At 70.8% G+C, this 21,241-nt stretch carries 21 protein-coding genes; 13 read left to right on the forward strand and 8 right to left on the reverse strand.

What is annotated here, in order from left to right; genetic code table 11:
- Positions 1-190: 190 nt before the first annotated feature.
- The 7 genes from QRY02_RS13640 (at position 191) to QRY02_RS13670 (ending at position 6,958) form a co-directional block, all read left to right on the forward strand.
- Complete coding sequence (locus QRY02_RS13640) at positions 191-952, forward strand: DUF2306 domain-containing protein (RefSeq protein ID WP_285991887.1); 762 nt, start codon at positions 191-193, stop codon at positions 950-952.
- Positions 945-1,145 carry a hypothetical protein gene (locus QRY02_RS13645; protein WP_285991888.1) on the forward strand — a complete coding sequence of 67 codons (201 nt, stop codon included), beginning with the start codon at positions 945-947 and terminating at the stop codon, positions 1,143-1,145. The genes QRY02_RS13640 and QRY02_RS13645 overlap by 8 nt, the downstream gene beginning before the upstream one ends.
- A gap of 24 nt (positions 1,146-1,169) precedes the next feature.
- Complete coding sequence (locus tag QRY02_RS13650; protein WP_013227360.1) at positions 1,170-1,961, forward strand: SAM-dependent methyltransferase; 792 nt, start codon at positions 1,170-1,172, stop codon at positions 1,959-1,961.
- 42 nt (positions 1,962-2,003) lie between these two features.
- Complete coding sequence (locus tag QRY02_RS13655; protein WP_285991889.1) at positions 2,004-3,398, forward strand: FAD-dependent oxidoreductase; 1,395 nt, start codon at positions 2,004-2,006, stop codon at positions 3,396-3,398.
- A gap of 4 nt (positions 3,399-3,402) precedes the next feature.
- The gene (locus QRY02_RS13660; protein ID WP_285991890.1) at positions 3,403-4,524 is read left to right on the forward strand and encodes an epoxide hydrolase family protein; all 1,122 of its coding nucleotides are present in this window, start codon (positions 3,403-3,405) and stop codon (positions 4,522-4,524) included.
- Positions 4,525-5,046: 522 nt separating this feature from the next.
- Positions 5,047-6,255 carry a glycosyltransferase gene (locus QRY02_RS13665; protein WP_285991891.1) on the forward strand — a complete coding sequence of 403 codons (1,209 nt, stop codon included), beginning with the start codon at positions 5,047-5,049 and terminating at the stop codon, positions 6,253-6,255.
- Between the two features lie 163 nt (positions 6,256-6,418).
- Entirely contained in the window at positions 6,419-6,958 is a 540-nt protein-coding gene (locus QRY02_RS13670; RefSeq protein WP_285991892.1) for a hypothetical protein, read from the forward strand.
- Here the strand turns inward: QRY02_RS13670 and QRY02_RS13675 are convergent.
- Positions 6,873-7,778: a phosphotransferase gene (locus tag QRY02_RS13675; RefSeq protein ID WP_285991893.1), complete on the reverse strand. Its 906-nt coding sequence runs from the start codon at positions 7,776-7,778 to the stop codon at positions 6,873-6,875. The genes QRY02_RS13670 and QRY02_RS13675 overlap by 86 nt on opposite strands.
- Before the next feature lie 170 nt (positions 7,779-7,948).
- Here QRY02_RS13675 and QRY02_RS13680 point away from each other — a divergent pair, with 170 nt between their 5' ends.
- Positions 7,949-8,449 (forward strand): hypothetical protein, encoded by a 501-nt coding sequence (locus QRY02_RS13680; RefSeq protein ID WP_285991894.1) that lies wholly within the window; start codon positions 7,949-7,951, stop codon positions 8,447-8,449.
- 242 nt (positions 8,450-8,691) lie between these two features.
- Here the strand turns inward: QRY02_RS13680 and QRY02_RS13690 are convergent, their stop codons facing one another.
- Positions 8,692-9,777, reverse strand: coding sequence for a ThiF family adenylyltransferase (locus QRY02_RS13690; protein ID WP_285991895.1), 1,086 nt, complete (start codon positions 9,775-9,777; stop codon positions 8,692-8,694).
- A gap of 726 nt (positions 9,778-10,503) precedes the next feature.
- Here QRY02_RS13690 and QRY02_RS13695 point away from each other — a divergent pair.
- The gene (locus QRY02_RS13695; RefSeq protein ID WP_285991896.1) at positions 10,504-10,851 is read left to right on the forward strand and encodes a transposase family protein; all 348 of its coding nucleotides are present in this window, start codon (positions 10,504-10,506) and stop codon (positions 10,849-10,851) included.
- Positions 10,852-11,128: 277 nt separating this feature from the next.
- A complete protein-coding gene (locus tag QRY02_RS13700; protein ID WP_285991897.1) occupies positions 11,129-11,773 on the forward strand; it encodes a DUF2238 domain-containing protein in 645 nt (214 codons plus the stop codon).
- A gap of 86 nt (positions 11,774-11,859) precedes the next feature.
- Here QRY02_RS13700 and QRY02_RS13705 read toward each other — a convergent pair whose 3' ends face one another.
- The gene (locus tag QRY02_RS13705; RefSeq protein WP_285991898.1) at positions 11,860-12,798 is read right to left on the reverse strand and encodes a hypothetical protein; all 939 of its coding nucleotides are present in this window, start codon (positions 12,796-12,798) and stop codon (positions 11,860-11,862) included.
- A gap of 389 nt (positions 12,799-13,187) precedes the next feature.
- The gene (locus tag QRY02_RS13710; protein ID WP_285991899.1) at positions 13,188-13,655 is read right to left on the reverse strand and encodes a cupin domain-containing protein; all 468 of its coding nucleotides are present in this window, start codon (positions 13,653-13,655) and stop codon (positions 13,188-13,190) included.
- 182 nt (positions 13,656-13,837) lie between these two features.
- Here QRY02_RS13710 and QRY02_RS13715 point away from each other — a divergent pair, with 182 nt between their 5' ends.
- Complete coding sequence (locus QRY02_RS13715) at positions 13,838-14,443, forward strand: TetR/AcrR family transcriptional regulator (protein ID WP_285991900.1); 606 nt, start codon at positions 13,838-13,840, stop codon at positions 14,441-14,443.
- A gap of 90 nt (positions 14,444-14,533) precedes the next feature.
- On the opposite strand, the gene QRY02_RS13720 is transcribed toward QRY02_RS13715, so the two are convergent.
- Positions 14,534-15,076 carry a helix-turn-helix domain-containing protein gene (locus QRY02_RS13720; protein ID WP_285991901.1) on the reverse strand — a complete coding sequence of 181 codons (543 nt, stop codon included), beginning with the start codon at positions 15,074-15,076 and terminating at the stop codon, positions 14,534-14,536.
- Between the two features lie 50 nt (positions 15,077-15,126).
- Between QRY02_RS13720 and QRY02_RS13725 the strand changes: the two genes are divergently transcribed.
- Both QRY02_RS13725 and QRY02_RS13730 read left to right on the forward strand, forming a co-directional pair.
- Complete coding sequence (locus QRY02_RS13725) at positions 15,127-16,074, forward strand: alpha/beta hydrolase family protein (protein WP_285991902.1); 948 nt, start codon at positions 15,127-15,129, stop codon at positions 16,072-16,074.
- 64 nt (positions 16,075-16,138) lie between these two features.
- Positions 16,139-17,011, forward strand: a complete 873-nt coding sequence (locus QRY02_RS13730; RefSeq protein ID WP_285991903.1) for a CPBP family intramembrane glutamic endopeptidase — start codon at positions 16,139-16,141, stop codon at positions 17,009-17,011.
- Positions 17,012-17,037: 26 nt separating this feature from the next.
- Here QRY02_RS13730 and QRY02_RS13735 read toward each other — a convergent pair whose 3' ends face one another.
- From QRY02_RS13735 to QRY02_RS13745, 3 genes are all read right to left on the reverse strand, one after another.
- Positions 17,038-18,465, reverse strand: a complete 1,428-nt coding sequence (locus QRY02_RS13735) for a M28 family peptidase (protein ID WP_285991904.1) — start codon at positions 18,463-18,465, stop codon at positions 17,038-17,040.
- A 2-nt stretch (positions 18,466-18,467) separates the two neighbouring features.
- Positions 18,468-19,700: a cytochrome P450 gene (locus tag QRY02_RS13740; RefSeq protein WP_285991905.1), complete on the reverse strand. Its 1,233-nt coding sequence runs from the start codon at positions 19,698-19,700 to the stop codon at positions 18,468-18,470.
- Positions 19,701-20,273: 573 nt separating this feature from the next.
- Entirely contained in the window at positions 20,274-21,194 is a 921-nt protein-coding gene (locus tag QRY02_RS13745) for a LysR family transcriptional regulator (protein ID WP_285991906.1), read from the reverse strand.
- Positions 21,195-21,241: the final 47 nt, after the last annotated feature.

Here is a 21,241-nt window from a genome sequence, read left to right on the forward strand (position 1 = left end):
ACCCTGGGAGAAGGTCCTCCGCGGCGGCGGATCCATCATGGAGACGTCGTGCCCGGAGTGCGGACGTCCACCCGGGCGCAGCCGTTCACCCGGCCGGGCCACGGAATCGCTCACCCGACCTCATGCCGGCGCGCGCCCCGGGAACGGGCCGGCACCGGCTCGCACGCTGCCAGAAGAGAAGAGGCTCACCGTGACCGATCAACTGGACCGTCTCGACGCACTGCCGGGTGGCGAGTCGAACCCGGCTGCGACCACCGAAATCCGGAAGCCCTGGTGGCGTCGGCTGGGCATTTTCCCGCCTGCCCTTCTGACACTGGTGTTCTTCAGCTACGCGTTGCCGCCCTACCTCGGCCTCGACCCGAGCAAGGCCCGGGTCCCGAACCTGCGCCAGGACATCTGGTGGCACTACCCGGCGCTGGTGCTGCACATCGCCTGCGGGACGATCGCCTTCACCTCCGTCGTGCTGCAGCTGTCGCCGTGGATCATCCGCAAGCACCCCAAGCTGCACCGCGTCTCGGGCCGGGTCTACATCTACGCCGGCGTGGTGCCCGGCGGGGTGCTGGCCCTGCTCATCACCCCGTTCGCCGGCGGCCCGGTCGGCGACGCGATGGAAGGCGGGCTCTGGCTGATCTTCACGTTCGTGGCCCTGCGCGCGGTGCGCAGGCGCCAGTTCGCCAAGCACCGCCGCTTCATGATCTACAGCTACGCGTTGTGCGCCCAGATCATCTGGGGCCGGATCCTGATCCTCGGCCTGCTGATCTTCTTCCCCGAGGTGATCCAGCACAGCTTCGGGCTGGTGCTCGAGACGGCCAGCTGGATCGGCACGTTCATCAACCTGGCGATCGCCCAGTGGTGGCTGGAACGCACCGCGAAAAAGGGCTATGTCCTGCCGCGCCCGGAGAAGCCCACCCGGCTGACCACCGCGGCCGGCGGTCCCGTTCCCCATGCCTGACACGGACGACCATGTCATCGAGGCCGGGCCCCGCGGCCGGGTGCTCGGCGGCCCGCCCTGCTTCCGTTCGTCCACCGGGGAGGGCTTCTCCGGCCCGCTGGCCGGTGCGACGGTGAAGGGCCGGTGGAACGTGACGCGCCGGTCCGGACAGCTCGAGCCGATGTCGCACCAGAGCAGTCCCACCGCGGGCTGAGCCCACCGAGACCAAGGAGACGTCGTGGCGATCGACGAAGCGAACCCGGCCGAGAAGCCCTCGCCGGCCCGGATGTACGACTACTTCCTGCACGGCGACAACAACTTCGCCGTCGACCGCGCCGCCGGCGACGCGGTCATCGGCCAGGTCGGCGAGCTGCTGACCAAGGACGTGGTCTGGGAGAACCGGAACTTCCTCGGGCGGGTCGTGCAGCACCTCGCGGCCGAGCACGGGATCCGGCAGTACATCGACATCGGCGCGGGCCTGCCCAGCCAGGAGAACACCCACCAGGTCGCGCGCCGGTCGGTGCCGGACGCGCGGGTGGTCTACGTCGACAACGACCCGGTGGTCGCCACGCAGGGCGCCACCCTGCTGAGCGACGAGGAGAAGCGGATCACGAGCCTCCTCACCGCCGATCTGCGCGACCCCGCCTCCATCCTGGAGCACCCGGGCCTCACCGGGCTGATCGACTTCGACGAGCCGGTGGCGCTGCTGTGCGTCGCGGTCTTCCACTTCATCACCGACGACGACGACCCGGACGGCATCCTGCGCGCGTTCCGCGACCGGATGGTGCCCGGCTCCTACCTGGCGCTGTCGCACCTCAACGCCGACGAGGCGCCGGATGAAGAACGCGCCAAGATGGAGGCCATCTACCGGAACGCGACGTCCCCGATGGTGTTCCGCTCCTTCGGCGAGATCGAGAAGCTGTTCACGGGCTTCGAACTGGAGTCACCCGGCCTGGTCCCGACCGGTCTGTGGCACCGCTCCGGCGACACCAACCGCCGGATGTACGGCGCGCTCGGCCGTCGGAACTGACGGCCGGCTCCCATCGGCCCGGGAATTCGAGGAGATGAGGACATGAGCGAAGGAGCCGGCCGCACCGCGGTCGTGCTCGGCGGGAGCATGGCCGGCCTGCTGGCCGCGAAGGTGCTGGCCGAGTCCGGCGCCGATGTGACCGTGGTCGACCGGGACCGTCTGTCCGATACGGACAGCGCCCGGCGCGGTGTGCCCCAGGGCAGGCACACGCACGGCCTGCTCGCCCGCGGCCAGCAGGTGCTCGAAGAGCTGTTCCCCGGGCTCACCGCGGAGATGACGGCCGCGGGCGTCGAAGCCGGCGACCTGGGCAGCCAGTTGCGCTGGTACTTCAACGGCCGGCGGCTGAGTCCCGCCGAAAGCGGGCTGCTCGTCGTGGGCGGCTACCGGCCGGTGATCGAATACCACGTCCGGCGCCGGGTGGCGAAGCTGCCGAACGTGCGGTTCCTGGAAGAGCACGACATCGTCGGTCTCGTCACCGACGAAGGCGGGACGTGCGTCACCGGCGCACGGGTGCAGCGGCGCGGCGCGGCCACGGTGGCCGAGACCCTGCACGCCGGCCTCGTGGTCGACGCCACCGGGAAGGGCAGCCGGACGCCGTCCTGGCTCACCGCCCTCGGGTACCCGCAGGTCGCCGAAGAGCGGGTCAAGATCGGGCTGACCTACACCTCCTGCCGGTTCGCGCTGACGCACGACCCGTTCGGCGAAGACGTCTCGGTCAACCCCGTGGCCACTCCCGCGCACCCGCGGGGCGGCTTCCTCACGAAGCTGTCGGACCACCGGTGCATCGTCTCGCTGACGGGGGTGCTGGGCGATCACCCGCCGACCGACCCCGAAGGCTTCGTGGCGTACGCGCGGTCGCTGCCGGTGCCGGACATCTACGAGGCCATCCGCGACGCGCAGTTCCTCGAGGAGCCGACCGCGTTCCGCTACCCGGCCAGCATCCGGCGGCGGTACGAACGCCTGGAGCGGTTCCCGGAGTCCTTCATCGTGCTCGGCGATGCCGTCTGCAGCTTCAACCCCGTGTACGGCCAGGGGATCACCGTGGCGGCGTTGCAGGCGCTGACGCTGCGCCGGCACCTGCGCACCGGCGAGCCGATCCCGGCCCACGGCTACTTCCGCGACATCTCGCGGGTGCTGGATGCACCGTGGGAGATCGCCGCCGGCGGGGACCTCGGCTTCCCCGGCGCCGAAGGGCACCGGACGGTGAAGTCGCGGATCAGCAACGCCTTCACCGCGAAGCTGCACGCCGCCGCCTCAGCCGACCCCGCGGTCACCGCCGCTTTCGTGCGCGTCGCCGGGCTGGTCGACCCGCCCACGGCGCTGATGCGGCCGTCGTTCGCGCTGCGCGTGCTGCGCGGCGCGCGCAAAGCGGCCTCCGCTCCCTCGCCCCCCGCCACTCCGGCGAGCCGGCCGTCCCGAGAAGAAAGCGAAAGGTGAAGACGTGGCCACACCGGAACCGTTCCGCATCGCCATACCGGACGAGGCGATCGAAGACCTCCACCGCCGGCTGTCGCAAACCCGCCTGCCGGGCGACCTCGGCAACGACACCTGGGCCTACGGCACCAACCAGGAGTACCTCGCCGGGCTGCTCACGGCCTGGCGCGACGACTACGACTGGCGCGCGCACGAAGCGGCGATGAACGTCCACGAGCACTACCGCGTGGAAATCGACGGGCAGCCGGTGCACTACCTGCGCGCCCCGGGCGGGGACGGTGTCCCGCTGCTGCTGATCGGCGGCTGGCCGTGGACGTTCTGGGACTTCGCGGAGGTCCTGCCGCACCTCGCCGGGCACGAGGTGATCCTGCCGGACCTGCCCGGCTACGGGTTCTCGACGCCGCTGGCACGGCCGGGCATCGGCTTCGCCGAGATCGCCGAGATGTTCCACCACCTGATGACCGAGGTGCTGGGTTTCGAGCGCTACGGCGTCTACGGCTCGGACTGGGGCGCCATCGTCGGCCAGCACCTGGTGCACACCCGGCCCGAGGCCGTCGCCGGTTTCCACAGCACGATGCCCTACCCGCTGGACGGCGCACCGGTGCCGCAGGAGCTCTGGGCCCCGGACGAGCAGGTGCGGCAGACGGCCAACGCGGCTTGGGCGCAGACCGGCAACGGCTACTTCCTGATGCACCTGACCCGCCCCCAGACGGTGGCCTACCTGGGTGACTCACCGGCGGCGACCGCCGCGTGGCTCGTGGAGAAGCTGCACGGCTGGACCGACCACGAGGGTGACTTCGAGACCGCCTACCCCCGCGACCGGGTGCTCACCACGCTTTCGCTGTACTGGTTCACCAACTCGATGGGCAGCGCGGCCCGGCTGTACGCCGAAAGCTTCCGCGCGCCGTGGGTGCCGCGCCACGACCGGCTTCCGGTGATCGAGGTGCCGACCGCGGTCGCCGCCTACCCGAAGGAGCCCGCGGCCGTTCCGCGCAAGTGGGTGGAAAGCTACTTCGCCCTGCGGCGGTACACCGTGATGCCCCGCGGCGGGCACTTCCCGGCCGTCGAGGCACCGGAGAGCCTGGGCCGGGACATCAGCGAGTTCTTCGCGGAGCTGGCCGAGGACTGACCGCGGCGGCGAGCCGCGCGCACCGAAGCGGCCGTGATCATCCGATCCGGACGGTCACGGCCTCTTTCGCCGTGGCCGGCGTCGCCCGTCCCGGCGGTGCTCGTGACGAAGGCCAGTGCCTTGCTGGTGAGGAACTGGATGACGGCGGCGAGCGCCGACCGGCTGTCCTGCGGGCTTCCGGCGGCGTGGATGGCGACGCTGTGCCATTCCAGGGGCAGGGACACGACGCGGTGGCGTGCCTGATCGGCCAGGTCCGGCCGGAGGGGGAGCATCAGGGCGACGTCGGCGTCTTCTTCGCCGAACGAGCCGGGGCGTCCCTCCTTCCTACGCCCGCAGTTGCGCCGGGACGTCGGCGGCGGGCGCACGGCCGCCGGGCACACCGGCGTCCCGCCGTTCGAGGCCGGGGACCGCTTCTTCCGCAGGCACCTGAACACCTGACGCGCGGGTGGTCGCGGGTAGAACTGCGGACCCGCGATCCCCGCTCCCGTCTCCAGAATGGCGGGCGGAGACGGGAGTGGCCACGTGCGCGTGTTGTTGTCGACCTACGGGTCGCGCGGGGATGTCGAGCCTCTGGTCGGGCTGGCCGTACGGGCGCGGGAACTGGGCGCGCAGGTACGGGTGTGTGCGCCGCCAGATTTCGCGGAGCGCCTGGCCGGCGTCGGTGTGCAGCTGATCCCGGTCGGGTGGCCGGTGCGACCGGTGTTGCACGGGGCGACGCCACCGCCGGCCGGCGACCGGTCCCGGCGCGTCGCGGAGCTGATCGCCGCGCAGTTCGATGGGCTGGCCGCGGCAGCGCGAGGGTGTGACGCGCTGGTGGCGGCCGGGCTGATGCCGGTCGCGGCACGGTCGGTGGCCGAGAAACTGGGTCTGCGCTACCGGTATGCGAGCTACTGCCCGGTCATCCTGCCCTCGCCGCACCATTCGCCGGTGCCGTTCGCGGACCGACCGTTCCCGCCCGAGGCGACCGACCACAAGGCGCGGTGGGAGCTGGATGCCCGCAACTACACCGCGGTGTTCGGCGCCGCGCTCAACGCCCACCGGGCAGCGATGGGCCTGCCCGCCGTCGGCGACGTCCGCCGCCACGTCCTGACCGACCGGCCCTGGCTGGCCGCGGATCCGGTGCTGGCGCCGTGGCCCGAGCCGTCGGACCTCGACGTCGGGCAGACCGGCGCGTGGATTCTGCCGGACGACCGCCCGCTGCCCGCCGAGATCACGGCGTTCCTCGATGCCGGTGATCCGCCGGTGTATGTGGGGTTCGGCAGCATGCGTGCCCCGGCCGACGTCGCCAAGGTGGCCATCGAGGCGATTCGGGCCCACGGGCGCCGGGTGGTCGTCGGGCGGGGCTGGGCCGATCTGTCGCTGGTCGACGATGGCGCGGACTGCTGCGCGGTCGGCGAGGTCAACCTGCACGCCCTGTTCGCGCGGATGGCCGCGGTGGTGCAGCACGGCGGCGCCGGCACGACGACGGTGGCCGCGCGGGCCGGCGCGCCGCAGGTGGTGGTCGCTCAGATGGTGGACCAGCCGTACTGGGCCGGGCGGGTGGCCGAGCTGGGCATCGGGGTGGCCCACGAGGGTCCGACGCCGACGGTCGAGTCGCTGTCGAGCGCGCTCGATCGGGCGTTGGCGCCGGAAACCGCTGCCCGGGCTCGGGCGGTCGCGGCCGCGATGCGGACCGATGGAGCCGCGGTGGCCGCGTCGTGGCTGCTCGATACGACCGGATCGGCGCGCTGAACCGAGGCGATGCCGGGCAAGGAATGATCGACCAAGGGCTTCAAGCAGAGGATGACTCGTAACCCGGTGTCGGACCGCCAGCGCGGAGCCGTTCCGTCATGCACCCAGCGTGGCGGGCCCGGCCCGGGACCGGTCCCCCGGCACCGTCGTTAGCGTCCGGTCCATGACCGAACTGGGCGCCTACGTCGAACGCTTCGAGACGGACAACCGCCGGCGGGCCTTGCGGGCGGTGGCCGCGACGGCCATCGGCGCGCCCGTCGCCGCGTTCGGGGTTGTCCTGGTCGTCATCGTCGATCAAGGCGGGACCTTGGGCGCTGCGATGATGTTCCCCGGCGTGATCATCGGCGTCGGGCTGGGTCTCGTGTTGTTCGGTGTCACGCTCGCCTGCCAGACCGTCACCCGCCGGGGCGAGTCCTTCACGCTGTACGAGGCGGGGTTCGTGCACGCCAAGGCCAAGACGAGCACCGAGGTGCCGTGGACCGAGATCGAGTCGGTCGTCGACACCACCAAGCAGAACGTGCTCGCCAAGGCCTTCGGGGGTGACGTCGGCTGCCTCGTCAGGCTCGCCGACGGCCGGAAGCTGGTGCTCAACGGGTTCACCGAGGGAGCCGCCCTGCTTACCCTTCGGATTTTCGAGGCCACCGCGGGCCGGCACCGGCATGACGGAGGCGCTCTCGGGCCTCATTCTCCGACAGCGAGGTGACGGGCCGTCCGACCGCGTGCTGGTACTTGGCGTCGTAGGCCCTGGTCCAGACGCCTGCCGCCCACGCCCGCCGGAGTTCGCCGGCGGTGAGCTCACGGCCACGCGCACGGCCATACGCGACGAGGAACCGGTGCGTGTCCTCAACGGTGGCCAGCTCGTCCGCGTTGACGGTCGAATACAGCGCAGCGGCGAAACCGGCCAGGACGGCTTCGCTCTCCGCGACCACGCTATCCCAGTCGTGCACCACCAGCAGTTCGTCTCCGCTCCAGCGCAGATTGCCGGCAAGCCAGTCGCAGTGGCCGAGCACGGCGTCGGACTCGCCGGCGCGCAGCCGGTCACGGGCGCGGCGCCCGGCATCGTCGATCCACTCCGCGCCGGCTCCCTCGTCGAGGTCGACGTCGGGGTCCTCCGGACGCGGCCACAGTCCGTCCCCGCCGTGGTTCCAGGCCGCCCACGACGGTGGCGGGTCGAGCGTGGGCACTTCGTCCGGCCTCGGAGCCGACCGGATCAGCCAGGCGAACGCCTCGGCGTTGGCCACGGCCGCGTGCTGCGGGCTCGGGAGCACCGCACCGCCGGGAACGTAAGCCTCCGCGGTCGCGACGTCGCCACCCAACGGCACGGCGCCGGTCAAGGGCCGCGGGCACGGATAGCCGGCCTGGAACACGCGGCGCTGGACTTCCACACACGCCGCGAGCCGCGGCGAGGCCGGACGAACCTTGACCACGACCTCACGTCCGTCGGCCAGCCGCAGCCCGATGACGGCGGACAGGAACCCGGCTCTGAACAACTCCTGCGCCGGCGGGCTGCCCAGCTGCTCCACGCACCACTGGGCAAGGCGGTCAGGATCGACTGCACGCGCGCGAGGTGGCATCGAAGCATCCTCACACGCTCTGCTGCTGTCCCGCACCTGAGACGCCGGCCGGCGGGGACCCCTCCCCGAGCTCCTCCGGTAAAACCGTTGCACGAGAACGACGAACCGAGGAGTCAGTCGTGCCCACGATCGGCAGATCGGCAGTGGCTTTGGCCGTCGCCACGGCGCTCGCCGGCTGCACCGCCACGCCGCCACCGCCTCCGCCTTCGCCACCGACGAGCAGCGCGGCACCCACCGCGAGCACCTCGCCGGCCCCCGACACCGCGCACGAGGCCGTGTGCGGTCAGTTGGAGGTGTTTTCCGTCTTGGCGCTCCACTTCAGCGCCGGCCTCGCCAAAACGGTCATGCCCGATCCCGGCAGCAGGCGGGAAGCACCCGGGGCCGCCGAGCTCACCCGGCAAGCCGACCTGATCGCCGGCACCGGCGCCAAGCTGGCGAGAACCGCCCCGCCCGAGGTGAAGGCCGGCGTCGACACGGTGCTCAAGGCCGTCGCCGAAGCGAAGGCACACCTCAAACCCGGCGAAACCCACGGATCCGCCGTCGAGCCGATGTACCGCCAAGACACGGAGACGGCACGCAAGGCGCTCGACCAGTACGGCCCTTGCGGTCGGCACGGCTGAGAAAGCCCTGACCGACGAGGCGATCGCCCGGATCAGGGTGGTTCCCCGCCGGCGCCGAGCTGCCTCCCGAACACGAGCTAGCCGCCGAGCTGGGCATTTCCCGCAGTCCCACCGGACGACCTCCGAGGCCGGCATCCACACCAGCTCGGTTTCGACCGCGCTGCCGCAGCGCTCGGCGAGCCCGTGCGCCCGAGGAGCACGCCCGCCCCTACCCCGCCGAAATAACGTCCACCAGTGGTTCGTCAGCGGGGACCAACCGTTGTGTCGCAGCAGCCCGGCCGGGACTCGAACTCGTCGGTTCTCGTCTCGAGGGTGCGTAGCGCGACGCCGAACCGTCGTCCCAGCAGCGCCGGTTCGGCGTATCCGGTCACGAAGGCCATGAGGTCGTTCACCGCGAGCCCTGCCATCGTGGACAGGGAGGGCGCGTTTTGCGCGTTCTCGGTGCGCCGCAAAGGTGACACGCTCAGCTGCGCCTTGCGCAGCTCCGAGGTGGTCGTGCTCGACCCCCACCACAGGGTCTGGAGCTGTGGCCGCACACATCGGAAGCACGGCCCGGTGCCGTCGTTCGGATAAAGTGGTCCGACGGTGACGTCGAACGGATCCGCCGCGATCTCCAGCACCGGGATGTGCAACTGCACTGCCACCTCGTGAACGATCTCCCCAGTCGTACCGGGGACGAAATGCGCGCCATCGCTCCAGCAGAGGCAGACCAGCGTCGCGTCGGCCAGCACTCGTTCGACCTGCACACGGTCGGGGCGGACGAACTCCGGCACTTCCTCGATGTCGACATGGGGGTTGATCCGCCGCAGGGCGTCGCGCGCCGCCGTCACCTTGAGCCGGCCCACGGAGGAGGTGTCGTAGAGCACCTGCCGGCCGAGATTGGACCGTTCGACCCGGTCGCCGTCGACGAGACGCAACGTGCCGAAACCGGTCAACGCGAGGTTCAGCGCCAGCCACGATCCCCAGCCGCCCATGCCGAGCAGGCACACGCGTTGGGCGCGCAGACGTTCCTGGTAGGCGAACCCAGGCAGCGAATCCCGTTCGTACGCGGAGAACTGGAGCAACTGGCGGTCGTACCGCTCCAGTTCGACCCCGCTCAACGTGGACGTGCCGGCACCGTCATCCAGCAGTCCCGCCTCGGCCAGTCGCTCGACGAGCCGGCGCACTTGGTCCTCGTCGGCCCGCAGCGCCTCGGCGAGCTGCGCTGTCGTGCGCGAACCGTCAAGGAGCAGCAGCAGGTCCACGAAGGTCTGCGGCGCATCACGCACCACATAGGAGTTGCGCGCGAGCTTGCCGATGACGATGTCACCTGCAGCGGTGCGGATCACCGGGTGCGAAGGCTTGAGCCTGGGCTTCGCCAAGCCCACTGATCAGGTTCCAGTCGCGTTCGGTCAGGCGTCCTGGTGTTCCTCGGCGACCAGCGGCCAGTCCCACATTCCCTGGTCGGCGGCCACAGCGATGCGGTCGGTGAGTGGTTCCAGCACGATTTCGTCGGTCACGACGTCCTCCCCAAATGACGACTCAGGACGAACGGTACACGCATCGGCGGTCGTACTCCACGATGAGCAGCTCGAGGCCGACGCTGTCGCAGCAGACGATGTTCCGCCGCCGAGATGCTGTGGAGGAGTCGCTGCACCACGTCTCGGGGACTGCCCAGAGGAAGCCGCGGCCATACGTCCGGTACTCGGCGACGACCAGAGTGACACCTGCCGACCTGGCTCACCGCGCTAGTGGTCGCTTCGCTCCCCGGAATGGGCTACTGACTGTACCTGTTCGGAGGTGCAGGGAAGGGTGCGGTGAGTGCAGGTGACGATGCCGTGGCTCGTGATGTGACTTGTTCGGGTCCTACCTTCTGTGCGACTCTCAAGGCGGAGCGCGGGTTCAAATCCCGTCGTGGCTACCACGTCTGACCAGCCCGTTTCCTCCGGGAGACGGCCTGGTCCGTTGCGTGTGGCATGACTGACTCTGGAGTGAGTTCGTGTGACGGGTCCAGTTTGTGGTCTTCAGTCTCGCGTTTGCCGTTGTATTGATTATCGAATGACCCGGCGCTGTTCATGCTGGGCTACTTCGGTTGTCCGGTGCCCGATGACGTGCCAAGAGTTGTTATTGACCAGTCTCGTCATCCAACGCGGCGCTGGCGAGTTGCTCGCTTCCAACTTCGCGGTGGGAGAAGTCCGTCGCATTGGCCGTTCAAGAAACCCAAAGACGGACAACTGACCGTCGACCAGCAGGCCTACAACGCCATCCACGGCGCACTGCGCTGCCTCGGCGAACGCGCCAACTCGCTACTCAAGACCACCTACAAGAACGTCCGCCGCTACCGCGGTTGCCCTTGGCGCCTCGGCGACGTCGCCGCCGCCGCTCTGGTGCTGCTCCACCACGAACACCATCGAACCACATGACCCACCAGAAGATGATCACACAAAGCAACTGGAGGTTACACGGAAAGGCTCAATGCCCTCGAAACGACGACACCGCACTATGGACCGGGGTTTTTTCCACGTGTCAAGGGTTCGGCCCGGAACTCCTGCGACCGGCCGGTTGGTTCCGCGACGCGACAAGGTGATTCGATTTTCAGCGACTATTCCGGGGCGCGCCGAAGCCACCGTCGGCTCGGCCTGGGAGGCCCCGTCCGACCGTCCACTGTGCCCTCCGCCGTCGGCGCGGTAGGTTCACCGCATGGTGCGCGGAACCGGCCGAGCCGAGGGGATGCTGCTGGTCGCCGTGGTGGTCGCGGCACTGGCCGTGACCGGGGTGCGGGCCAGCTCGCCTGGCACCTGGCTCCTGGAAGTCGTCTGGGTGCTGATGGGCCTGCCCCTCGTGCTGGCGTTGCGCAAGCGGTTCCCGCTGACGCGGCTGCTGTGCTGGCTGCTGGTCCTCCACGCGCTGGTGCTGTGCTACGGCGGCCAGTACACCTACGCGGAGACGCCGCTCGGGGAATGGGTGCAGGACTGGCTGGGGACGAAGCGCAACGACTACGACCGGCTCGGCCACTTCGTCCAGGGCTTCGTCCCCGCTGTCGCGGTGCGTGAGGTGCTGCTGCGCCGGACTCCGCTGCGGCCGGGCGGCTGGGTCGCGTTCCTGGTAGTGAGTGTCTGCCTGGCGATCAGCGCGTGCTTCGAGTTCGTGGAATGGTTCAGCGCGCTCGTCGCCGGCTCCGGCGCGGACGCTTTCCTCGCCACCCAGGGAGACGTCTGGGACACGCAGTGGGACATGTTCCTCTGCCTGTGCGGCGCGGTGCTTTCCGTGCTGGTCTGGCGCCGGGTCCACGACCGGCAGCTGGGCGAATCCCCGCCGGGCGCTCAGTGCGTTTCGGTGGTGTAGCCGCCGTGGATGGCGAGGGCGGCGCCGGTGATGTTGCCGGCATCGGCAGTTGTCGCCGGTGAATTCCGCCGCAACCGGCGCTCGGCTCACACCGGGCGGAAGCTGCCCAGGCAGGGGTAGCCCGGGAGACCGGCTTTGGCCGGTTTGCCCGGCGGCGGGTAGCCCAGCAACCACAGCTGCCCGGTCACCGCGACGTTCGCGGCCAGCGAGATGTCGGCGACCAGCCGGAACCGCGTCTGCCGCCCGTCCGGGTACAACGCCCAGCCCGTCAGCCGCACCGCGGTACGAGCGCGCGGCACGAAGGGCGTGTCGAGCGCGACCCGCAGTTCCACCCAGCTGTCCTCGGTGATCGGACGGCGGATCCGCAGGCTGCCGACGGCCATCAACAGCCCCAGCAGGAGGAACACCGCGCTGCCCCCGGCGATGCCGCCCACCGCGGCCGCGTCCGCGACGCCGGCGGGTTCGGACTCCACCGCCGACACGACCGCGATCCCCGCGGCGCCCAGCACCAGGAACGCCACCCCGGTGACGGCCGCTCGCCGGGCCTGGAACGCCCGGTGGGCGGCGAGGACCGGATCACGCGACGGCGGCGTCGGGTGGCGCGGGACGAACTCGGCGAGCGCCGCCCCGGAAACGGGTGCGTCTTCGATCCGCCCGGACCGCAGCCACATCGCCCCCGGCGTGCGGACGAAGACCCGCCGGCCCGTGCCGAGCACCCACAGCCGTCGCTCGCCCGCCAGCTCCGTTCGCGGCCCGCCGGGGAGCCGGGTCCGCAGCCACCGCCCGTCCGGCAGCCGCACCGACACCCGCGAGCCCTTCGTGAGCACCCCGTCCGGAGCGACGTCGAGCCGGTGGTACGGCTCCCCGAAGAGACTCCGGATGCGCCGCTGCACGGTCAGGACGTAGGTCCACATCGCCAGCATGCCGCCGAAAACGCCGAAGTAGATGTAGGGCAGCGTGCTCCCCCACCCTTCGGTGAGCACGAGCAGCAAACCCAGCATGACAAGCGCACCGCTGAGCCCCATGCGGACAATGGTCATTGCGGTCAATTGCCGGACAAACCCGGCAAACAGCGGTTCGGCCCCGGACGGCACATTCGGAATAGGCTCGTAAACGCGAACTCTGCCCGCGCCGGAAGTGTTGTCCATGCCTTGTCCCCCATCGGTCCGTGTGCTCGGCCGCGGCAGCGTATCCGGCCGGACAAACAGGACTCAGGCCGCCCACCGAACCCGGCCCCGGGTGGCGGAACACCGCGAGCCGGAGACGTCGCGGACAAGACGATCACGCACATCCGGTCGTCCGCGATCGGCGAGAATCTCCGTTCGTGAGGCAATTCCCGCGCCGAGGGCGAGGTGTGGATGGCCGGAGGATTCGAGCACCGCCGCCACGCCGGGTGGGGGTGGGCGCAGACTGCTCAGCGCGGCGGGCCGACGATGACGTTCCCGAACTTCTCCGCCGCCTCGGCCATCCGGGCCGGCGAGATCTCGAAACCGTCCGGCCGGGGTTCGGCCCGATCGCGGCCCGCGTGGCGGAACATGCCCTCGATCCCCGCCGGGGTGTTGATCATCAACAGGTCCGCTGTCGTGGACGTGATGCGGTAGGCGTGCGGGATGTTCTTGGGCAGGAAGACGATGCCGCCCTCCGCGAGCTCCATCTCCTCCTCACCCACCCAGACCAGTGCGGTGCCCTTGATGAGCATGAAGACTTCGTCTTCCTTGGTGTGCAAGTGAAACGGCGGCGCCTCACCCTTGCCCACGTCGAACCGGCCGACCATCAGCTGGCCGTCGGTGGCCGCGCCGTCGAGCAGGATCGACAGTGTGCCGCCGTCGAGCCACTCGAGCTTCCGCTGCTGGTCGGGCTGGGCGAGGTAGGCCATGCTCATCGGGTGGCTCCGTTCGAAGTGGACAGTCCTGCATTCCGGAGATTCGTACGGACCGGATCGACGGTGATCGGGGGTCAGGACATGCGACTCGGCGGCACTCAGGCGCGATAAACGGACGATATCGTCCGGCTAAGTGGCTGTCAACGACCTCGGCGAAGCACCGGACTGCAATGATCGGAGCCGTGAGCGAGAGCAGAGGCGGACCTGGCAGGCAGCGGGAGCTGCGGCGAGACGCGATCGACAACCGCGACCGGGTCCTGGCGGCCGCCGCCGCCGCGGTCCGCCGGGAAGGGACCGCGGTCCCGATGGCCACCATCGCGGCGGACGCCGGGGTCGGCGTCGGAACCGTCTACCGCCACTACCCCTCGCGCGATGCGCTACTCGGCGCCCTGACGCGCCGGTCCTTCCAGCTCGTGCTGGAGACCGCCCGCCGAGCCGCGGCCCTCGACGGACCCCCGATCGAGAGGATCCGCTTTTTCCTCGAGCAGACCATCGAGCACGGATCGGACCTCGTGCTCCCCATGCACGGCGGCCCCACCACCAGCGACGAGGTTACGGTCGCGCTGCGGAACGAGGCCCACCGGACACTGGACTCGATCCTCGAACGGGGACAGCACGACGGCACGATCCGGCCCGAGGTCACCAGAGCGGACATCGTCACGTTCGGCGCGTTGCTGGCCCAAGGTCTCCCCCACGTCCCGGACTGGAAGTCCACCGCCCGCCGCCACGCCGACATCTACCTCGCCGGCCTCCTCGATCACAGCGGCCGGCCAGATCCAGACAGCTGAACCGTCGCCGGGGTCAGCGCACTGATCGTCACGGCGGGGGCGCCCGCACCTGCCGCAACAGCGTCGCGAAGAGGACGGCGATGTCCGCGCTCAGGACTCGGTGCCCGCCGAGGGTTCGTCCGGCACGGCGACGAGGCTGATGACCCGGCGGATGCGGCCGTCCCGGGTGTTGCCCGTCCGCGAGAGCACCGCCTTCTCGATCTCCTCGATCATCACGGCGAATTCGTCGTCACTCAGCCACACCGCCGCCTGCCGGTAGACCACGCCGTCCGCGGCCGGATCGGCGTGCTCGTGGGCGAGGTAGCGGTCGAAGTCCCCCATCAACGAGGCCGCGAACGCGGTGAACGCCCGGCGGTGGTCCGTCCGCGACATCGCCGCGCGCGCGGCGGGGTCGACCACCGCCTCCTCCTTGCGCACCCGGTAGCTGCGCTCCGTCGTACCGCGCACTCGCCGTTCTTCCGCCACCTCCAGCACACCCGCTTCGACCAGCGTCGCGATCTGCCGGTACATCGTCGCCGGCGCGATCTCCGGGATACGCGCCCGCAGCTGCGCGGTGGTCAGCGGGTCGGCGTCGAACAGCGCCTGCAGGATGCGCATCCGGACGGGGTGCAGGAGGAGGTCCGAGGTAGCCATGGACGAATGTTTTCACATGCGATACTGTTCTCATATCCGAGAATGTTTGCATGATCGATAATGATAGGAAGACCGTGATGCGGGACGTCGACATGCAGGTCACGGCGGACGACGGGCTGCGCATGGCCGGCACCCTGACCTTGCCCCCCGGCGCCGGCCCGCACCCCGCCGTCCTGCTGCTGCCCGGATCGGGGCGGCTGGACCGTGACGGCAACACCGCGCGGCTCCGCATGGACTTCGGGCCGGCACTCGCCGCCGCGCTCGCGCAGCACGGGATCGCCACGTTGCGCTACGACCGGCGCGGGGTCGGCGCCACACCCGGCGACTGGCGCGCGACCGGGTTCACCGACAACCGCCGCGACGCTGCCGCCGCGGTGCGCGCCCTGGCCGCGCGACCCGACATCCGGACCGGCGCCGTCGGCGTGGCCGGTCACAGCGAAGGGGCCGTCCACGCCATATCCCTCGGCGCGAACGCGGACGTCGCCGCGGTGGTGCTGCTGGCCGGCTTCGCCTGCCTCGGCGAGGACGCTCTCCGCCGACAAGCCCGGATGATCGTCCGCGATCTGCCCGCGTTCGTGCGGCCGGTCCTGCGGGCCTTCGGCGGGCGGTTGCTGGCCCGGATCAAGACGACCCGCACGGACGTCACACGGGTCGCCGGGATGCCGGTGAACGCCCGGTGGATGCGCGAGCTGCTCACCCACGACCCGCGCGCGGACCTGGCGAACATCCGGGTTCCCGTGCTGGCGGTCACCGGCGGCAAGGACGTCCAGGTCGACCCGGCGGACCTCGACGAGATCCGCCGGCTGGTGCCCGGCAAGGCCGAGGTCCACCGGATCCCCGACCTCACGCACCTGCTGCGCCGCGACCCCGGCCCGGCGTCGGTGCGGTCCTACCGCCGTCAGCTGCGCCGCCCGATCGACCCCGGCCTGCTCGCCCAGGTGTCCGGCTGGCTCGCCCGCCGGCTCCGGGAAACGTCCCCGGCCGCCGAACAAGCCTGACAAAAGCGAATTCCGCATTGTTCCCTGGCTGCACACTGCCCATTTGCCGCACGAAAGGAAAACCGTGAGTTTCTCCTCCCCCGTTCGCCGGGAAAGCGGGCTGGCTCTTTTCTGGGTTGTCGCGTTCACGACGAGCTGGGCGTGCTGGGCCGTCGCGATCCTGCTCGGCGGGCCGCCGATGAGCTCCCCCACCGTCATCCCCTACCTGCTCGGCGGCTTCGGCCCGGTGCTCGGCGCGATCGTGGTCCGGGTGCGCCGGGCCCGCCGCCGGGAACCCCGGCCGGCCCATTCGGTGAGCTCCAGGCCGGGCGTGCGATGGTTTTGGGGGCTGCCCCTGCTGGTGCTGGCCTCGGCCACCGTGGTGGCGGCCGCGTTCCTCGCGGACGCCCTCGGCGGTCCCCCACCGAGCTTGACCGCGGGGCAGAACCTGATCACGACCGCCGGCGGCCCCGTTGCGTTCCTCGTCGGCATGCTGATCGGCGGGCCGCTGGCCGAAGAGCCCGGCTGGCGCGGCACGGCGTTCCCCCGCCTGCGCGCGTCGATGAGCCGCCTCCAGGCCGGCCTGCTGCTGGGTGTCGTGTGGGCGGTGTGGCACCTGCCGCTGTTCTTCATCCCGGGCACCGTCCAGGCGGCGTTCGGACTGCTCAGCTGGGGCGGGCTGCTGTTCACCCTCAGCGTCATCCCCATGGCCCTGCTGACCGGATACGCCTACGAACGCGGCGGTGTGCCGGCGTCGATCGCCGTCCACTTCGGCGTCAACACGACGATCGCGCTGCTGACCGTCACTTCACCCCTGACGCAGGCGCTCGTGCTGGTGGTGCAGACGGTCGTCGCGTTCGGCTTGCTCAGGCTGACACCGCCGGCGCGCCCATCGGGCGGCCGGCCGGCCGAGGCGCTCCTCCGCCCGGCGACGGTCACCCGCGGTCCGAGTGAGTGAGTCAGGACTGGATTCCGTGGTGAAATTCACCTGCCCGCGGGCCGACTCCGGCCCAGCGCGCCGTCGGTGGCGAGGGAGGCGAGCACCCAAGCCATCGCCGGGGCGTTCTCGGCCAGCGCGGTCCGGTTGAGCCCGCCGACGCGATCGCAGGGCTGGTGGTAGCAGGGGTCGAACAGCTGCCCGGCCTGCCCGCCGTACACGGCGGCCTGCTCCGAGGTCTTCACGCCGAGCACTCCGGCGTCGATACCCCCGATCGGGATGCCGAGGTCGTGGAACGGAAGGTGATCCGAACCGACCGCGGTGTACGGCTCCGGCGCGTAGGGAAGGCCGTGGGCGCCGAACCACCGGCCGAACAGCTCCGCGATGGAGTTGTCTTCGCCCGGACCGGACTGCCAGACGAAGCGGACCGCGTTGGGCGAGGCGATCAGCTCCGCGTTCAGCACGGCCTTGATCCGGTTTCGCTCCTGCGACGTCAGTGCGGCGGCGTAGTAGTCCGATCCGACGTCGCCCAGCTCCTCCGCACCCCAGAACACGAACCGCACCTTGTTCGCCGGCTCGTGCCGGCGCGGAGCCAGGCTGAGCGCGGTCTGCAGCACGGTGGCGGCGGTCGAGGCGTTGTCGTTGATGCCGGGGCCTTCGGTGACGCTGTCGAGGTGCCCACCGGCCAGGACGACGTGGTCCGGGTCGCCGCCCTCGGTCTCGGCGATCACGTTCACGGTGGTGCTCGGCACCGTCCGGCCCTGCAGGTCGAGGTGCACGCGCAGGCCCGCACCGGCGGCCCGGGCCAGGCGCTCGGCGTCCCGCTGGGACACCGAGGCCAGCGGAATCGCGAAGCTCGGCGGGTCGAAGGCGATGAACCGGTAGCTGTTCTCCGGCGAGGGCGTGACGCGGTAGCTCAGCACCGCGCGGGCGCCCGCGGCGGTGGCCAGCTGCTGCTGCGCCTGCAGCGTGCAGCCGGAGCGGGCCAGCAGCACGACCGATCCCGGCGCGCCGATGCCGGCGAAGTCCGCGGCCGTGCAGCCGGTGCGGCCGGCGGGCAGCGTCACCAGCGGGGCGTCGAGGCCGCCGGGTGTCGTCGTCGACGGGGTGAACCGGGTCATCAGCACCCGGACTGCACCGAGTTCCCCGGCGTCCAGGGCCTCGGTGTCCACGACGAAGTCGGTGTAGGGCACCGATTGGTACTCGACGTGGTAGCCGGCCGCACGCAGCCGGGCGGACACGTAGCCCACGGACGCGGCGAAGCCCGGCCGGTCGTAGCCGCGCGTGCCGCCGTGGGTGTCGGCGATGCGTTGCAGTGCCTGGAGGTGGGTGAGGACCTCGTCGCCGGTCACCCGGGCCGCCAGCCACCCGGGCAGCCCCTCCGGCGCGGCGTTCGCGCCGGGAGCGCACCACGGGACCAGCAGCACGGCCAGCACCAGGACGACGAGACGGTGGGCGGTTCGGTGTACGCGCATCGCTACCCCCGGATCGGATGGGGACCGGCGGCGGTTGCCGTCCGGCGGGCGGACACCTCGGCCGGGAGCGACGTCAGCCCGCGGAGTGTCGCGGTGTCCTCCCAGCGGGGACGGTCGGTCGAGGTGATCGTGAATCCGTCGTGGCGCAGGCACCCGAACAGGGTCTGCAGCTGCTGCCGGACCAGCGCGGCACCCAGGCAGGCGTGCGCACCGCGCCCCAGTCCCAGGTGCCGGCCGCGCCGCGGCCGCGGGTTCACCTCGTCCGGGCTGGGGAACACGGCGGGGTCGCGGTTCGCGGCGGCCAGCAGGACGATCACCACCTGGCCCCGGCGGATCCGGCGGCCGCCCAGCTCGCCGTCCGCGACGCACACCCGGCCGTCGGCCTGGACGGACCCGTCGAGCCGGACGATTTCGTCGGCCAGGTCGTCGGCGCCCTCCGGTGTGGCCAGGAGGTCCAGCAGTGCGGGTTGCCGCGCCAACCGGAGCAGGGCGGCCCCGAGCAGCCGGCTCGACGACTCGTAGCCCGCGTGCAGGATCGCCCGCAGCGAGTTCGCCAGGAGGTCCTCGGTGATCTCCGGCTGCGCCTGTTGCGCTCGGCGGGCCGCGGCGACGAACCCGGAGCGGTCGTCATCGGCCAGCCAGCCGGCGACCAGGCTGCTCAACGCGGCCCTGGCCCGGATCCCGGCCTCGGCGCGGGACGGGTCGAGGCCGGCGTCCATGCTCCGCACGATGGCGTTGGACTGCAGCTCGAAGTCCACGCCGTCGGGTGGCCGCACGCCGAGGTACCCGCAGATGGTTTCGAGCGCGACCGGGCGGGCGAAGCCGGTGACCAGGTCGGCGGGGCCGGTGCCGGCCAGCGCCGTCAGCCGGGCGGTCATGACCGCGCGCAGGTGCTCGGCGGTCGTCCGCAGGGGCAGCTCGTGTAGCGCGGTCACCAGCAGGTGGCGGATCCGCGTGTGGTCCGGCGGGTCGAGCCGCTGCAGGCTCAACGCGGTGTTGGGAACGTCGATCCCGGCCCGGCGGAAGTCCGAGGCGTACCGGGTGGTGTCGGTGAGCACCTGGCGCCCGGCGGCGTGCCCGGTGACGACCCAGGAGTCCAGCATGCCGTGCCAGTACACCGGATGCGCCTCGCGCAGCCGGCGATAGAACGGGTGCGGGTCGGCAATCACCTCCGGCGACAGCGGCTCGTAATAAGGGTCGTGCGGTTTGCTGTCGCGGTTGTCGTACGGCGCCAAAGCAACCCCCAGTCCATTTCCGATCACGCCGCGTTCAGGCGGAGCAGGCGCGTTGTGGCGACACCGTAAGTGCGCCGACCACAACGCGCCTGCTTTTGCTGCAGCAGTGATCAGTGGTCGTACAGCATACTTTCACCTCCCCCTTGTCGACGACGCGAGATAACGCGCGTTAACCGGGGTTGAACTCGAGCTTTACCGTTTGCCGGGCCAGTTCACCGGGTACAGCAAGTGAGTTTTCAACCCCCTTGCCCCATAACTCGATGTTAGCCACCGACACAGAACTCGGTACCTCCAAACGGGTGCGACCGGATATCCGACGGCATTTCGATCGCGTGGCCGAACAGATCGACACGAACCACACCCAGGCGGCCACAACGAATCCCGTATGACGCGAACGATTTGCTACGGATGTTCACTTGGGCGCGATTGCTCATCGCAGAATGCGTCAACGAGCGCTACCTCGGGTGAGCTCTGCATCGCGGCACCGGCACCTGGCTCGCCGTTGCGGTCGCTGGGGCCGCCGGGACGCTGTTCCTCCGGCAAGAAGTCCGCTGCGCTATCCGGTGGCGGACATCATCGTGCAGGCGGTCGTCGCGGAGGTCGTGCAGTCCCGGTTCCTGGGGAGCCACAGCCGGGGAGGCTGGTCATGTGTGCGGCGAGGTCGAGAAAAGCTCGGGCGGCCGGTCCGACGTCGTGGGGATCCGCCGGGGTGAGGATGAGCCGCCGGTAGGCCGGCGGTGCGATGGGTATGGCGGCGAGCCCGCGCTGGTCGGTGAGCGAGAGTTCGGGGATCACGGTGACCCCGACGTGCTCACGGACGAGGGCGAGCAGGGTGGTCGTGTCCCGGATCCGCAGTTTGGGCTGCAGGGTGAGCCCGGCGGCGTGGTGCATGCGCTCCAGGAGCGGTTCGCAGCCGCCGTCGGAGAGCAGGAACGGGTCGTCGGTGAGGTCGGCCAGGGTCAGCGACGCCTGGGTGGCGAGTGGGTGGCCACGATCGAGCACCGCGACCATGCGGTCTTCGGCCAGGGTCAGGCCATCGGAGGTGGCGGCGGTGGCGACCTCCACTCCGAGGTCGGCGACCCGGTCACGGAGCCAGTGCATCACCTCGCTGTCGCTCCCTTCGAGAAGGACGACGTCGACATCGGGGAAGCGATGACCGAACGCGCCGATCAGCGGAGCCAGCAATGGGCAGGAGCTGGGAACTCCGGCTACGCGCAGCCGACCTCGGTACTGCCCGGCCGCGGCGGCGGCGTCCTCGGCGATACGGTCGACCCGGCGCAGAGCTTCCCGCGCGTGGACCAGCACGTCTTCGCCGTGGGTCGTCAAGGTGACGCCGTCCCGAGCCCGGGTGAACAAGGTGAGACCGAGTTCGCGCTCCAAGGAGGCGACCGCATGGCTGACTCCTGACTGGGTCAGCCCGAGCGCCGCAGCGGCTTCGGTGAAGCTGCCCTCGCCGGCCACGGCGACGAACCCGCGGAGCTGGGCCAGGTTCATGATGCGCTCTCATGCTGCTGTGCGTTGTACATGTTTGCCTCCTGCCC

Origin of the sequence: Amycolatopsis sp. DG1A-15b, assembly GCF_030285645.1 — a bacterium.
Lineage (GTDB): Bacteria > Actinomycetota > Actinomycetes > Mycobacteriales > Pseudonocardiaceae > Amycolatopsis.